The sequence below is a fragment of the Pseudocnuella soli genome (assembly GCF_004347775.1).
In the GTDB taxonomy this organism is placed as follows: Bacteria; Bacteroidota; Bacteroidia; order Chitinophagales; family Chitinophagaceae; genus Flavisolibacter; species Flavisolibacter aquaticus.
This window is the reverse complement of sequence record NZ_CP037755.1, coordinates 2,079,463-2,094,823: the sequence shown is the minus strand read 5'-3', so window position 1 is coordinate 2,094,823 and position 15,361 is coordinate 2,079,463. Positions and strand designations below refer to the sequence as shown.

Below are 15,361 nucleotides of genomic sequence, written 5' to 3'. Positions count from 1 at the left end.
TTAGTTACTGGTTATTCGGTCTACAATGATGACAACAAAAGACATGGCACTCAGTACCGCAGGCAGCCATTGTCGGCCGGAGCTGGAGTTAGCTACCCGTGCACGGTTTGGTGCAACATAAACGACGTCGTTCGATTTGAGGAAATAATACGGCGATGTAAACAACTCGTCGTCGTTCAGATTGAGGCGGTGTGCTACCCGCTCGCCATTTTCTTTTTCCTGTATGATCAATACATTGTCGCGCCGCGCAAACGGAGTGAGATCACCGGCCATTCCAAATGCTTCGAGCAGCGATATTTTTTCGCCGGGAACGTTGATCACCGAAGGATTGTTTACCTCGCCAAGCACGGTGACTTTATAGTTGAGGTACCGTATGTTCACGATTGGATCATAGAGCAACTTTTTTTCGCGTAAGCCCTGCTCTAGTTTTTGTTTCAATTGCTTTTTATTAAGGCCCTCTGCCTTCACTACGCCCAAAATAGGAAACTCGATATTGCCCTCCTGGTCCACCAAAAAGCCTGAGGTTTGTGAAATGGTGCCCGATATAGCATTACCAATATTGTTGGATGTAGTGTAAAGATTGAACGGTTGTGTAGCATCGGCATTGATGCTGCTCACCGAAATATTTAAAATGTCGTTCTTCTGAATCACCGGTTCCAGGCTTTGGATTTGGTATGCTATGGTGGTGTCGGCAACGTTGTTGAAGTTGGTGAACTTACGGGTGTTAACGCAGGAACAGAGCAGCAACAACAGTATACTACAAAGAGGCATTACGGTACGCATATACATCATCTCGATTTTTAGAAAATAAACTGCCGGCCACCACCATACCTGGGGTGCACACACAGCACGATAAATTTGGCTTAGAGGATATTTAAGTTTTCAAAAACAGCCTTGAAGATTACTGGCCCAGGGTAGCGAACACTTAATAATTTAGTAACGAGCGATGTTACTTTTCTCAGTTAGCTTTAAACCTAAATTTGCCAATCAGTAAGGCATATGTCCCGACAAGTTAGCTTTGGTTGTTAACTACTTAAAAGTAGCCGACAGCCTCGATATTATCCTGCCCATTTTTGCCCACAACTTGTGCTACATCTATTTCGCTTTGAATCCTTGCAACTTCGGGCAACGCTTTCACTAATTGTATAAATCCGGTTTGTGAAACTAAATAAGCCAGCTGTCGCTCCAGCGTTGCAGAACTATGAAACTGTAGCTTTTGAATGAGGTATAAAATTGAATGAAGCCGCCGCGACATGAAAGAAAGATTCTTTACATCGATGGTTTCCAAAATATCTTTTGAACGCTGCGTTTTACCAAGATTAGCCATAGCAACAGCATGAAACAGGTATATTGATTCCAACATACGCAGATCAACATGAGGCGGTATATGGTTGTTGCGTTTTTTTATGGCCTCATTGATATAAAAATTTGCTTCTTCAAATTGACCAATCAGTACCAACGTTTCTGCAATCACATATTCAAAACAAGGAAAACTCTGCTGTACATCACAGCGGCGACGGAAGTCGTTATAGAACTCCCTTGTTTGCTCCGTTACCCTATAAACGTCGCATCCTAAAATGTCGGATTGAAAAAGCTGCGCTGCGAAGTACCGGCCATAATTGAACATGTTGTGCAACTGGTGGGGATGATGAACAGCAACCGCTGCAGCATGAAATCCTACACCCGCTGCATTCCCAGTCAGCCAATCGCGCAAACAAAGCAGTGCATGCCCATGTACCTGGCCGTCAGCAGTTTTATTTTCAAGCAGATAGTATCGAAGCCCATCGCCAAAATAACTGTTCAGTTTATCAATGTTTACAAACTGTTCGTAGTAAAAGAGCTGTCCGTTGCGGGTTTTAGCGATTTGCGATTGAAACGGATCGATCACATGGGGCCACTGTTGCAGATTTTTAAGCACTTCCCGAATGAGGTTGCAATAGGTAAGATCATCCAGCCCTTTTACATCAACATCACGAAACAACATCGTCAGGAAATTGAGCAATGCCGATGCATGTTGGTCACTGGTGTGGTTAAGGCTTTGCTTTCTGTCATTAAACTCAGAAAACGTATTGAACCCACAATACTTGGAAAGCAAATCAAGTGTAAAAAGAGAGGGGCTGTATTTACTTTCCATCAGGTTGAAAAACCTGCGTAATGTGTTTAAACTAAGTTGGTTGTTGGTTTTACGAAAAATGTCATTGCTTAGTTCGGTACAGTCGGATGCCGTCAGGATTTTTCGCCCAAGCACGGTTTCGACCTCATCTTTCAGCGTGTTAAGGTTTTGGTGGGTCATGTTGCAGTCGTTTATACAGCCTGTTGGTGATCAATGCGTCTAAACGGTGCGGATTAACCGATAGTTTTCAAACGTGCAGATAGGTATTTTAGACCAAAACCATTTCGGCGTTGGCTTACAAATCTTTGTTGACAATCCCCGTACTGGCTTAGGTTCCGAGCATATGACTTCGTGTTGCAAAAGACTGATCAGATGCAAGTATCGAATGCTGGCCTACTTTCAGTATGCAGATGTATCGTTAGATAAATGCTTATAGCAAGAACAAAATATAAATGCGGCTTTTCGTGGAATGGAGGTTTAAGAGGGTTTCGGTTAGGATTGGTTGTTATTTACCGCGTCAATTCGTTTTCACAATAGCAATATTAATAAATTATTATATTGAAGCAAGTATATATTTATTAGAAATTTTTATACATACTCGATTTGTTATAAGCAAACAAGCTCTTCTGAGCAATGTGCATTTCTAAAGTTATGACTCGCTTACCATACCGGTCACCGGCAAAAGCAGCATAGTCTAGCCATCGGCACTCATACCAGAATACCTACAGCAAAATCGCTCCGCTGCTAAAAATTTGCAGGCGGGTTCTATTATTATTTTTCAAAGGGAACATTGAGCTAGCACAAGAACACCCGCCGTGTAACGGGTAAGGTCGGTTGCGATATTACCATTTAAAGCAATTGCTCATCAATAATGCGCAAAAACAAGTTGTGCATTATTGATGAGCAATTGAGCGTTATTAATAACCTTCCGGGGCTATGGTTCCTACAAACCACAAGTGGCTAATAGACCTCAATTATAAACATGCCCTCAAACTACATCACTCCCCACCACCGTCCAGTCATGGCTGCCAAAACCCTGCTCGATCCACCGATCCATCACACCGGCAATGGACGGCAGCAAAGCAAGACTTATTTCGTTGTTCTGCGCAGCATTTAGGAACAGCTGTGTGTCTTTTCGGGCCATAGCAAGCTCCCATGATGGCTCGTTGTGATCGGCAGCTGTGAGCCGGCCCATGCGGGCCACAAACTGCACCCCGGGATTCCATTGTTCTAACAAGCCCAGTAAGTCATCTGCCGAAGTGCCTAAGGCCTTGCTGATGGCCAGCGTTTCGCGGAGGCTGAACGTGTAACAAACCAAAAATGCATTGCCTACCAGCTTCATTGCCGCGGCCTTTCCCACTTCAGCACCCAGGTGTATTATTTTTCCGGTCATGGGTGCAAGTATTGGCGTGAGTTGTGCCAACACTGCTTCATCACCCGATAACAACATATAGCCTGTGCCTTCCAGTGCATTGGCCGGCCCCATAAAAACAGGTGCATGCTGGTAAATAAATCCGCGATCTTTCCAATATGCGGTGCGCCGGATGGCGCCTTCTTTTGATGTAGTGGTGTGGTCCACGATCATTGCATTTGGTGCAAAACCAGCACTGGCTGCCTGCAGCACTTCATCCACCGATGCATCATCCTTCAAAGTCACATGAATGATCTCTGCACCATGCACAGCGTCCTGTACATCGGCAAACGATTTTGCACCAACGCTTTCCAACTCCTGCGCTTTCGATGCTGTTCGGTTCCACACCTGCACTTCCTCGTTCCTCTTGCGCATGGCTCTCACAAAATTGGAACCCAGTAAACCCATGCCTAAAAATGCCTTGACCATTGCTGAATATTTTGCTTGTAAAATTGATGAATTAAAAGATACCGGTTTATGCACCCCAAACAGTAACCACCAGCGACCTGCTGCCGCCCTGATTGCGGTGTTCGCATAGATAAATGCCTTGCCAAGTGCCCAATGCAAGACGGCCATTGCGTACCGGGATTAACACCGAACTGCCCAGCAGCGATGACTTCAGGTGTGCCGGCATATCATCAGATCCCTCATAGTCGTGTGCATAATCCGGGTCGTTTTCGCGAACGGTTTTATTGAAAAACATTTCAAAATCCTGTCGCACTGTCGGGTCGGCATTTTCGTTGATGGTGAGTGATGCCGATGTATGCTGTATAAATACCTGGCACATGCCGGCGCCCATCTCCCGTAATTGCGGCACTGCCCGGACTACTTCGTTCGTAATCAAATGAAAACCCCTCCGATACTCAGGCAATCTTAATGTTTGCTGAAACAAAACCATAAGTAAAGTTGATCAATGATGAATCTACCAACACTATGAAAGACTATTGAAACTTATAGATGCAAACAAAAATACACCGATTAAACCGGTGTACCGCAGCATGGATTTAATACAATCCATCAATAATCACCTACAACTTAGCGACATCCAGTTGAACATTTATTATTCATTTGCTTGCACATCATTCGGCGCCAGTTTTGAATAAACCGCTGTATCCGCAAAGCGCCCCCTGTTGTAATAATTTTCCTTAAAATGCGCCTCTTGTACAAACCCGGATTTATGCAATAGCGCCGCAGAAGCAACATTGCCCGGATCGATCCGGGCCTCAACAGAATGCAGTCGCATCTCAGTAAATCCGTAATGCACCACGGCTTGCAAAGCCTCGTACATATACCCCTTTCCCTGCAGCCGGGGCTGAATCATATACCCGATCTCTGCGCGGTAATTTTCCTTTTCAATCCGCCACAGGCCAATACTGCCTACATGTGTAGCAGGATCATCTTTTAAACACATACACCAGGTAATGCCATCGCCTTTTTGCAAAGCATCTAGAATGAGTCGGATCCATGCTTCCGCATCCCCAATGGTTTGGGTCAGTGGCCGGTTGATGAATTGCATTACAGAATCGTCGGAGCGCAACTGATGCACGCCTGCTGCATCGGCCAGTGTGAATTGGCGCAGCAATAATCTCTCTGTTTTGACCAATGGAAAAGGGCTGAAATTTGGCGCAAGCATGGGATGGAAATTAGCGCATTCAGGCCACTTGAGGAATGGACAACGGTGAAATAATAATTTCATCCGCCCCGGCAAACAAGTAACATAGATAAACGTGCCCCGAAAGCCGCACGGCGCCGGCATTGATCCCAACTACATGATGATCGATGTACGAATAAACGACAACATCATGTACATAGAAAAATAAACATCACTTGTTGGTAAAATCAAAATGGATTGAAGCGCCACATATCACTTCAATGCATTTTTACATAAAAAAATTATGCAAGCACACTTTAGTGCACCGGACAAAACAAGGTAAATTTTTCAATCGATAAGTTGCAATCAACACACAAGCTTTTACTTTTAAGTAAAAGCCGATTTGTCCATCAATTCAAATTAAGAAAGCTCGATGGCGCATCCTGCCGGCACAGGCCCGGCGGAAAACGATCGGAAAAATGCAGCAGCAATTGCATGAAGCTTTGCCAATGATTGCCGCTGATTTCAACAACCAGCACAGGCGTCAGTGCATCGTGTTCGCCGTGTAATAAAATGGTTTCGTACCGGTGAATGCTGGCGGCAGCTTTTGATTTTAAAAACACCCGCTGTTCCAGATTACGGGTGGAGATAAAACCGGATAGTGCTTGCTCCACTTCATCGGTGAGGTCCGCTTTGAGGTAAACAAAGCGATGCCAATATGTTTCTTCGCTGATAATTTTTTGCATATTTCCCTTTTGTTGTCACCACAAAATGCTGGCAAGCATTGTCAGTAAAAAGGCGCTAATCGCCGCTACTTTTTTACCAATAAAATCATTCCGAAAAAAAGCGTGAACAAATCCTGCTGACGGCCGTTGGCGCTTACAGCAGGTAATACTTCAGGCCGTCTTTGTGTTGGTAACGAACATCGCATTCGTCTTCTTCAGGCACCACTGGATGCGCTTTCAATGGCAACTTATCGCCCACATGATGACCATTGCGCATGCTAAAAGGCTGATGCTTAACGGGCTGTATACTCAGGTGATAGATCTGCTGCAGGTTTTTTTCAATGTTTGCTGCAATGGTGGTCATAGGCGTGTCCGTAGGTTTATTTTCGAAGGGATCCTGCAGGTGGATGCCCATTTTCTCGATTAGCAAAAAGCAGGCCGAAACCGCCACCACCAGCGGCACTTCCAACACACCCAGGTACTCAATTACGCCAAAAGGAAGCAGTGCAATGAACAACATCAGCGACACATGTATGTACAAACTGTAGGTGCTTGGGAACACGGTATTCTTGATCCGTTCGCATTTACCCATATGATCGGTAAGCCTCGAAAGTGTACGATCCAGCTCCACTTGCTGAAAGCGGTTGAGCCAGCCTTCTTCCAATGCCAGTTGCAGATCTTTGCCCATTCGGTCGAGCAACGCCGCAGGCACATTATCCATTTGCTTCATCAATTGGTATTCATCCTGCGTCAGATAATGCTCCACTCTTTTCAACGGATCCTGTCCACGCAAGTGGCGGCCCAGGCTATAGCACCAAGCAATTTGCCTACGGATAAAACGGCCGGTAAACGCTTGCACCATGCCCGACTCTTCCTCCACCGGCATGAATGAAGTGATCTGCCGCGCCACCGTACGGGAGTCGTTTACAATGGCGCCCCAGATATGCCGGGCTTCCCACCAGCGGTCGTACGCCTGATTGCTTCTGAAACCAAGCAACAGGGAAATGACCGTACCTAATATAGCAGGTATCGACACCGGTATGGAAATATGGTGTAGCTGAAACGTATGGTACATTACACTCACAAGAATGGCGTAAATAGTAATGACAATAACCTCAAATTTTATTTTCCCAAACACATACTTGAAGGGAATATTTTTCTTTAGCAACATAATCTTGTCATTTAAAGGGTGATGCTGGAGACAAGCCCGGCTCCACGCGGACGGCATGATAATCTGGTTGAAAATTTTGTGGGAGACCGGACCCATCCCAGTTGGTGCGGGCAGCTATTGTGCAGCCATCGGGAAAGAAGGCATAAACGGCTGCTCGTACACAGGCTCTGTTTTCCGCACACCAGATTTGAGCACCGGAACGCCGCATTTTTTAAACAGGAATTGTGGGTCAACGCTGCGGTCGTGCACCGGTTTGAAGTAGTAGTCTTCGGGGCAGTAAATAAGGTCGATATCGTTGGCTTCAACAAAGTTGCGGAACACCGAACGGGTGCTGCCGGTCATGCAGCGCACAACGATTTTATTGATGCGCGATCCATGGCTATCCTTCAGTTGCTTGCATGCCTGGCGAAATGGCTCCGACATCAGTTCACACGAGGGATCGCGGTGGCCTGCACCCAGCATATCGAGCGGCGACACAGGCGGCTGGAATGCATGAAACAGCACGATGTTGCACTTTTCATAGTTGCCGTTTTTCATTGCTTGCTCGGCCATCATCAATGAGTATGCAGTAAAATCAGTTGGTACTAAAATGTTGGTCATAACTGTAAAATTTAGTACCACAAAACTTGCATACTGGTCTTAGTAACACCTAAGAGGAGGATAAGAAAAGGATTAGAATTTTTTAAAAAATCGATTAAAAAAATGGGCACCCTCTAATCTTTCTTAAGATTGTTCATGCATCGCCAATTCGGGTTTTGCATTTGTTGCACACAGCGGAAAACGGACAATTACCTTAGTGCCTGCGCCTTCTTTAGAATGAATTTCAATGGAGCCTTTGTGCAGTTGAATAATATTATTGGCCAGCGGCATACCGATGCCATAGCCTTCAAAATCCTTGGTGTTGGAAGCTCGGAAAAACGGATCGTAGATGTATTTTAATTCCTCGTTGGGAATGCCAATGCCCTTATCCTGCACCGTTATGGCCACTATGCCGCTGGCCACCTGCAGGTGCAGGTGCACGGGTTGGTTGCGTGAATATTTACAAGCATTCAGCACAATATTATTCACCGCAGTTTTCAGCAAATTGTAATTGCCCGAAATGCTCAATCCCGCTTCATCGGCAGGCAATTCATCGAGCATGATCTGTATTTGTGCATCGGGAAAAATAGCGCTGCAATCTTCTTTTACATCAAACAGCAATTGGTCCACCCGTACCGTTTGCCACGATTGTGCCCGCCCATCAAAACCCGTTTGTGCCAGCGCCAGCAAGCCTTTCGAAATGGTTTGCAGCTTTTCGGCTTGCTGCACTATTTGCTGCAGGCTGTAGCGGTATGCTTCAGGCGTTCGCTCTTTTGAAAGCGCATAATCCGCCTCGCCAATGATGTTGGTAAGCGGCGTACGCAACTCGTGTGACGCGTTGCTGATAAAGTTATTCTGTGCTTCAAATGCTGTTTCCAGCCGGTTCAGCATCTGGTTAAATGTGCTGGTGAGTTCGGCTATTTCATCGCCACCTTTGCGGGCTGTTAAGCGCAGATGCAGGTTGCCCTGGCTTATTTGTTTTACCCGGTTTATAATATCGCGGATGGGCTGAAATGTTTTGCGGGAAAAAATAAGACCGACGCTAAAAATGAGCAGCACTGCAATGCAGAACTGGATGATCTTAAGCGTACGCAGCCGCGCCATCATTTGGCTGCCATAGCGGTTGGTGGCCGATTTAATCACAAGGTAGCGCCCCGACTCATCGTTGTACACAAGGCCCGCAAAATGCCGGAAATCTTTTTCGTAAAACACCGTGTTGCCGCCGGCATTGATGATCTGTTGTAAAAATGATTGCGGTAAATCTTTGGGTGGTGCAGGTGTGAGCCGGCCTTTAGCATCCAGCTTTAATATCACTGCTTTTTCTTCAGGTAGTTTCTCTAAATATTGCCGCTGAATGGCCTGAAAGGCCTGCGTGGAAAGATGATCCTGCTCGAACCGGAACTTGGCTGATATGCGGGCCCTTAGCTCTACCCTTTTGTCAAAATCGCGGTGGGCAAATGAGTCCACCACCAAGTATACCGTCACACTTAAAATAAGAAAGATGGTAGCGGTAAGAATGGTGAACAGTATGGTGGTCTTCGTTTGGATCTTCATATAATGGCAGCATTAAGCTTTCAGCATATAACCCATGCCTACTATGGTTTGAATCAGCCTTTTCTCGTTGTGGTCGCCCAGTTTTTTGCGCAGGTAGTTTACATACACATCCACCACATTGGTGCCCATGTTGAAGCCAATGCCCCAAACTTTTTCCAGTATTTCCATCCGCGATACCACGCGGTTTTTATTGCGGATAAAAAACTCGAGTAGGCGAAATTCCGTTGAAGTTAACACTACCGGGTTACCATCGCGGCTCACCAGTTTTGTTTTAAAATCCACCACAAGCGTGTCGAGTTGTTGTTCTTCTTCATCGTCCACCACGGTAAGCGCCCTGCGCCGCACCAGCGATTTTAGCCTTGCTTCCAGTTCATCAAACTTGAACGGTTTTACCAGGTAATCGTCGCCGCCGGCATTGAGGCCGGCCACAATATTTTCGGTGGTGCCCAATGCGGTCAAAAACAAAATGGGCGTATTTACTTTGGCCATGCGCAACTGCCGGCACACTTCCATGCCGTTGGTGCCGGGCAGCATAATGTCGAGGATCAACACATCAAAATCAAATTGCAGCGCCATATTGTGCCCCATGGTGCCATCCGGTGCCACAGATACACTGTAGCCTTTTTCTGAAAGGCCCCGGTTGATGAGGCTGGCTACCTGCGGCTCGTCTTCTATCAGCAGAATCTTCATGGTTTCAGTATTCATATGCAACAAAGCAAATTTGAAAACGTTGGCTGTACCGGTTGATGGCCGCCACTTGCACGATTCAAGCATTTGTGCTGGTTGCTGCATTGATCTACAAAAAATGCAGCGCAATTGCCAGCATCAAAAGGCCATCCGTTCAAAATTAGGGGGCTGCGCCAAGATTTGGTGCGTTCAGTTTGCCTCCGCTACCCAATGTGTTCTTAAAAAAGAAAAGGCAGCAACCGAAAACAGTTGCCGCCTTTTTATAATACGACAAAATCTTTGCTATTGCTTCAACTTTTCGTTGTTGCGGCCAATAGAGTAGTATCCTTTCGATACGAATGGTACAAAACTCGTGGCATTTGTATTAACAACTATTTGTTTTTGCAACTTACGGTTGTTGTTACCAATCGAGTAATAACCTTTTTGCACCGTTGGGTAGGTGTCGCTGGTTTTTACTGCCACAGCAGATTTGCTCCGCATTTTAGTGGCATTGTTACCAATGGAGTAATAACCTTTGGTCACTGTTGGCACAACGGTATTGGGCGTTGCATCGTTTTGTGTGGCGGCCGTTTGTGCGTACAAACCAGAGCCTATTAAAAGAAACGAGGCGGCCATTATTAGCTTTCGTGTTTTCATATGAATTGTGTTTAGATCCAGTCAAAAAATATGTTCCGGATTTATCTAAACAGAAATCATGCAATTGCATTGTGCCAATGGAAATTTCCCCGCGCAATTAACAAATTGTTTCCAAAATGCAACAGCCTCAAATAAGCCCCTGGTGCTGGTTTACGGGAAAAGTAAGGATAAAAGTGGCCCCGTGGCCGGGTCGGCCCGTAGCGGTAATGGTGCCACCGTGGCGCTCCACAACGCGTTTGCACAATGCCAACCCTAAGCCCGTGCCTTCAAACAGATCTTTTGGGTGCAGCCGCACAAAGCTGTGGAAGATTTTTGCAGCTTCTTCTTCATTGAAACCAATCCCGTTATCGGAGAGGTGTATTTCCACCCAATCCTGCTCGCTGCCGTGCAACGGCTTCGATTCGATGGTGACCACCGGTTTCACTCCTGCTCTTGTGAACTTAAGGGCATTGTTCACCAGGTTGTAAAACAACTGGTGCAACAGCACCGGGCTGCCTTCAATAATGGGCAGCGGGTGCACGTTTACCTGCGCATCTTTTTCCGAGATCACCAGTTCCAGGTCGTCGGTTACATGATGCAGCACTTCGTTCAGGTCGACGGCTTCGGCATTTTGTGCTTCAAATTTTACCGTAGAATAAGCAAGAATACTTTCGATCATTTGGTTAAGCCGCGATGCAGATTTTGCCAACCTATCGATCAGCGCTACGCCATCGCCCAATACATTTTGGTACCTTATTTTAACCAGGTCGATACCTGTACGCATTTTGCGCACCGGTTCTTTCAGATCGTGGCTGGCCACATGCGCAAACCGCTCCAGGTCTTCGTTTGATCGTTGCAATTCGAGGGTTCGGGCCAGCACCGTTTGTTCCAGTTCTTCATTAAAACGCCGCTGCGCATCTTCTGCCATCTTACGTTCGGTGATGTTGATCATGGAACCCACCATGCTGGCGGGTTTGCCCGCAGCATCAAAAATCAGGCGGCCACGATCAAGGATATAAATGGCAGTACCGTCCTTTTTTTGCAAGCGGTATTCACCCGACCAAAACTTCTGATCGCCTTTAATAAATGTCTGCATTTCAGTGGCAACGCCATCGCGGTCTTCGGGGTGCACGTAACTAATCCAGGAGGCAAACGAAAAAGGTTCATCGGGCAACGGATAACCGAGCACCACTTCAAAGTTTTTGTTGCAGGTTACCGTGTTGGCCACAATATCCCACTCCCAGATAATGTCGTTGGTGCTCAGCGAAACGATCTCGTAGCGGTCTTTTTCGGCTTTATATTGTTCGGCTAAAACACGGTTCTTTTTGCTCAGTGCACTCAGGCGCATCAGGATGAACAACAGCAAAACATTGACGATGATGCCGGCAATGGCAATAATATTGGGCAAACGAAGCTCGTAGCGGGAAACAAAATTCGGCCTGGATGTAAATACCACCGTCCATTCGTTTCCGCCCACTGTTACATACCGCGAAGTTGAAAATGCAGCACTGCTTTTTTGCGCATTATACTTGTGGCTGGTATAAAACAGGTTGGAGGTATCGGTGTTGCGGCCATCATACATTTCAAATTCAACCGGCGTATCCACCGAACCTAAAATGCCCCGCATCAGGTCGTTTATCCGAAAAGGGCTGTACACAAAACCTTTCAATGCAGCACGGCGGTCGGCTACAGTAGCCAGGCTCATTTTAGGCCGGTAAACGGGCAAATAAATAAGGCAGCCCTTTTGTACATCACTGCCAATTTCCTGCACCAGTGTCACCATTTGTGATGCTGCAGGGTCACCGCTATCGCGGGCCCGCTCCATGGCAGCCCGCCGGTGCTGCTCGGTAAACATATCGTACCCAAATGCCCGCAGGTTGCGGCCGGTAAAAGGCGCCAGGTAAAGGATGGAATGATATTCTTCCCTTGCATGCTCGGGCCAAACACGGAACATAGGGTAGCCTTCGGCCCTTACTTTTTGGGTGAACTCAGGTACTTCGTCCGGCGATAATCTAATGGTGAAACCTACGCCCTGGATGCCGGGATAAGCTTTTTCCAACTGCAGCGTTTGCACATAGCGACTCCACTCGGCCCGGGTGATGGTATCTGCAGCATAATAAAAACCAACGGCACTGCGCAACACCTGTTTGTATGCGGCCATGCGTTCCTGTATGGCCGACTGAATGTTGCCGATGGTGTAGTCAAAACGGTCGGCAGTGCGTTCCTTAAGTGTGCTGTAAGAGATGTACCAGGCCACCAGCGTAATGACAACGGAGCACACAAACAAGCCGCCCAGCAAGGTAGTTCTGGTGATGGTTTGATTGAAGTTGCTTTTTGGTTTTAACTCGGACAACCTGGTTATCAAATTGATGTGAGTGGCAAATATATACCCGCAGCCATAAATAACCGCTTTTGATGCGGCGCATGCCAACACCGATCGTCGCTTTGCAACAACTGGGCAGACAGCTATGGCTACACCCTACTGTGTTCGCCCAATGCAGCCCGATGATACAAGTGTGCTTTTTACCTATGCGCACCGCCCTACTTTCAAAGCGAGCTATGCTACTGTTGCAAGCAACTAGTTTGCCATTTATGAAAAAGTAAAAATGTCTGCGAACGCTGTGCACACTTTTCACCAAAGCAACGCCGATGTATTAAAAAGATATTGAGAAGGTACACATGGAATGATCAATTCAATCGTTGTACACAAACAAGCAATAGGTTTGATGTTTAATTCTGCAAAATGATCCACAGCGCTTCGTCACAGTAGCGCCAAAGCCAAATCAAGGCGTTATCCCGAAATGGGGCAGTCATTTGATTTCGGGCCTGCGGGATTAGTTTTTTGCAGGAGTAAAAGAGTAAAAGTATAACTCACAAAACTGATACAACGCTGTTAGCCTTTACATCGCCGAAAAGCATAAATATTCAGCTAGCGCAAATCGAATCCTCCCCAAAAACTTATTCTTCCCTACATTTGTCCCACTAGTTGCATCGGGGCGTTTCCTGCAAGGAGACTGAGATTGTACCCGTGTACCTGATCTGGGTAATACCAGCGTAGGAAATGCAATGACTTCCTTGGTTTATAGCCGGGTGAAAGCAGCATTTTCTACGCATGGAAATGCTGCTTTTATTTTTTAAACCAACGATGATGGGATTTGAACTCGTTACAAAAGAGCTCACCAACTGGCAGGGCCGCAAAGAATGGTTCTTCAACCGCGAACACACCGACACCTACGAACAATGGTACGAAGGCCGCTACAAGCGGGCTGAGATCTGGCAGAAAAAAGTGATCGGCGACCTGGTAAAAAAAGACACCCGTGTAAAAGAATTGCTCGAGTTTGGCTGCGGCACCACGCGGTTTACCCGTTGGTGGAAAGACATCGGCATTGAGGCCACCGGTGGCGACCTGTCGCCGTTTATGCTGGGGCAGGGCGTGCACTTATTCAAAGGCGACCTGGTGCTGGCCGATTCACATTTCATGCCGTTCAAAGACCACAGCTTCGACGCCGTTGCATTCATCACCACATTCGAATATTACCGCGATCCCGTGCAGGTGATCCGCGAGGCTGCCCGTGTAGGCCGCCATGGTATTGTGTTTGGCATGATGAACCGCAACTCACCCAAGCTGGTGCGCCGCAGGGTGCAACAGGCATTTGGCAAAAATCCATTTTACGTTACGGCTACATTTTATTCGCCGCAAACACTGGTGCAAAAAATTGACGAAGCTCTAAAAGCCCGCAATTACTCCATCGAGTGGACCTGCACCGGCCTGCCCAAATGGTTCCCGGTACAACAATGGAGCGTGCCTTACGGCGATTTCTTTGGCATGTATGTAAAACTGATTCCATAATGCAGCAGTTTCCGGAAAGCGGCAAAATCGGCGATGAGTTATTTAAGGAAACCATCTTTCCTTTTTGCGGCAGCCAGCGGCCCGAAATAACTACGCCGCCGCAGTTTGGCGTGGATGTTTCCATCATTCAACTGCCTAATGGTTATGAAATGGCACTCACCAGCGATCCGCTGTCGCTCATACCCACACTGGGTTTGCGGGAATCGGGATGGTTGTCGGTTTGCCTGATGGCAAATGATATGGCCACCACAGGCAAGGCGCCGATGTATGCACAGTTTGTGCTCAATTTGCCGCCATCATTATCGGCCGCCGACTTTGCCGAATATTGGAAATACATACACCAGTATTGCGCCGAAATGGGCACCGCCATTACAGGCGGACATACCGGCCGCTTTGAAGGTATGCATGCAACGGTGGCAGGTGGCGGCACTATGATTGCTATGGCGCCGCAGGGCGAAATGCTGACCAGCAAAGGCGCCGCTGCCGGCGATGTGATCATTGTCACCAAAGAGGCTGCACTGATAGCCACATCGATATTGGCCCGCAGCTTTCCGCAAACAGTGGCCAACAAATGCGGCACCGACGTGCAACAGGCAGCTGCCGAATTGTTTGAACAAACCAGCGCTTTGCCCGCAGCATTTGCAGCGGCGTCATTAAATACAGCGCAACACAAAGCTGTTACCGCCATGCACGATGTAACCGAAGGTGGCATACTCGGCGCTATTTACGAAATGGCTTTGGCTGCAAACTGCGGTGCTGTAGTTGATAAAACAATCTTACCTACTGGTGATGCGCAGCAACTGGTTTGCGCTGCATTTGGCATTGACCCGCATTATTGCATTGGTGCTGGTTCCATGATCATTGCTGCAAAAAAAGACGCGGCAGCATCGGTAATTGATGCATTGCGAGCCAAAGGCATCAAAGCCACTGCAGTCGGGCATTTCACGCCACTTGCAGAAGGCATACACATCATGAAGAATAACATTAAAACACCGCTCATTCATCCGGGCACCGACCCCTATTGGAAGGCTTTTTATGAAGCTTTTGTGCAGGGGTTAAAATAAA

14 protein-coding genes and 1 riboswitch are annotated in these 15,361 nt (G+C 47.0%); of the genes, 2 read left to right on the top strand and 12 right to left on the bottom strand.

What is annotated here, in order from left to right; genetic code table 11:
• The 12 genes from EPD17_RS08685 to EPD17_RS08630 all read right to left on the bottom strand — a co-directional run bounded on the left by EPD17_RS08685 (position 1) and on the right by EPD17_RS08630 (position 12,799).
• Positions 1–783, bottom strand: a complete 783-nt coding sequence (locus EPD17_RS08685) for a polysaccharide biosynthesis/export family protein (RefSeq protein WP_204743378.1) — start codon at positions 781–783, stop codon at positions 1–3.
• A gap of 250 nt (positions 784–1,033) precedes the next feature.
• The gene (locus EPD17_RS08680) at positions 1,034–2,293 is read right to left on the bottom strand and encodes a hypothetical protein (RefSeq protein ID WP_132053466.1); all 1,260 of its coding nucleotides are present in this window, start codon (positions 2,291–2,293) and stop codon (positions 1,034–1,036) included.
• An 808-nt stretch (positions 2,294–3,101) separates the two neighbouring features.
• A complete protein-coding gene (locus EPD17_RS08675) occupies positions 3,102–3,899 on the bottom strand; it encodes an NAD(P)-dependent oxidoreductase (RefSeq protein WP_240040780.1) in 798 nt (265 codons plus the stop codon).
• A 100-nt stretch (positions 3,900–3,999) separates the two neighbouring features.
• Complete coding sequence (locus EPD17_RS08670) at positions 4,000–4,395, bottom strand: secondary thiamine-phosphate synthase enzyme YjbQ (protein WP_240040779.1); 396 nt, start codon at positions 4,393–4,395, stop codon at positions 4,000–4,002.
• Positions 4,396–4,584: 189 nt separating this feature from the next.
• Positions 4,585–5,157 (bottom strand): GNAT family N-acetyltransferase, encoded by a 573-nt coding sequence (locus EPD17_RS08665; protein WP_165929569.1) that lies wholly within the window; start codon positions 5,155–5,157, stop codon positions 4,585–4,587.
• A gap of 368 nt (positions 5,158–5,525) precedes the next feature.
• Positions 5,526–5,861: a hypothetical protein gene (locus EPD17_RS08660; RefSeq protein WP_132053458.1), complete on the bottom strand. Its 336-nt coding sequence runs from the start codon at positions 5,859–5,861 to the stop codon at positions 5,526–5,528.
• 133 nt (positions 5,862–5,994) lie between these two features.
• Entirely contained in the window at positions 5,995–7,011 is a 1,017-nt protein-coding gene (locus EPD17_RS08655; protein WP_132053456.1) for a bestrophin family protein, read from the bottom strand.
• Positions 7,012–7,125: 114 nt separating this feature from the next.
• Entirely contained in the window at positions 7,126–7,611 is a 486-nt protein-coding gene (locus EPD17_RS08650) for a universal stress protein (RefSeq protein WP_132053454.1), read from the bottom strand.
• Positions 7,612–7,734: 123 nt separating this feature from the next.
• On the bottom strand, positions 7,735–9,144 hold the full coding sequence (locus tag EPD17_RS08645) for a sensor histidine kinase (RefSeq protein WP_132053452.1): 1,410 nt from the start codon (positions 9,142–9,144) through the stop codon (positions 7,735–7,737).
• 12 nt (positions 9,145–9,156) lie between these two features.
• The gene (locus EPD17_RS08640) at positions 9,157–9,834 is read right to left on the bottom strand and encodes a response regulator transcription factor (RefSeq protein WP_114235283.1); all 678 of its coding nucleotides are present in this window, start codon (positions 9,832–9,834) and stop codon (positions 9,157–9,159) included.
• Between the two features lie 279 nt (positions 9,835–10,113).
• Entirely contained in the window at positions 10,114–10,467 is a 354-nt protein-coding gene (locus EPD17_RS08635) for a hypothetical protein (RefSeq protein WP_132053450.1), read from the bottom strand.
• 127 nt (positions 10,468–10,594) lie between these two features.
• On the bottom strand, positions 10,595–12,799 hold the full coding sequence (locus EPD17_RS08630) for a sensor histidine kinase (RefSeq protein WP_132053448.1): 2,205 nt from the start codon (positions 12,797–12,799) through the stop codon (positions 10,595–10,597).
• A 629-nt stretch (positions 12,800–13,428) separates the two neighbouring features.
• A riboswitch (TPP riboswitch) is annotated at positions 13,429–13,524 on the top strand.
• A gap of 70 nt (positions 13,525–13,594) precedes the next feature.
• On the opposite strand from EPD17_RS08630, the gene EPD17_RS08625 reads away from it, so the two are divergent.
• Entirely contained in the window at positions 13,595–14,296 is a 702-nt protein-coding gene (locus EPD17_RS08625) for a class I SAM-dependent methyltransferase (protein ID WP_132053446.1), read from the top strand.
• Positions 14,296–15,360, top strand: a complete 1,065-nt coding sequence (locus EPD17_RS08620) for an AIR synthase-related protein (RefSeq protein ID WP_132053444.1) — start codon at positions 14,296–14,298, stop codon at positions 15,358–15,360. The genes EPD17_RS08625 and EPD17_RS08620 overlap by 1 nt, the downstream gene beginning before the upstream one ends.
• Position 15,361 lies beyond the last annotated feature (1 nt).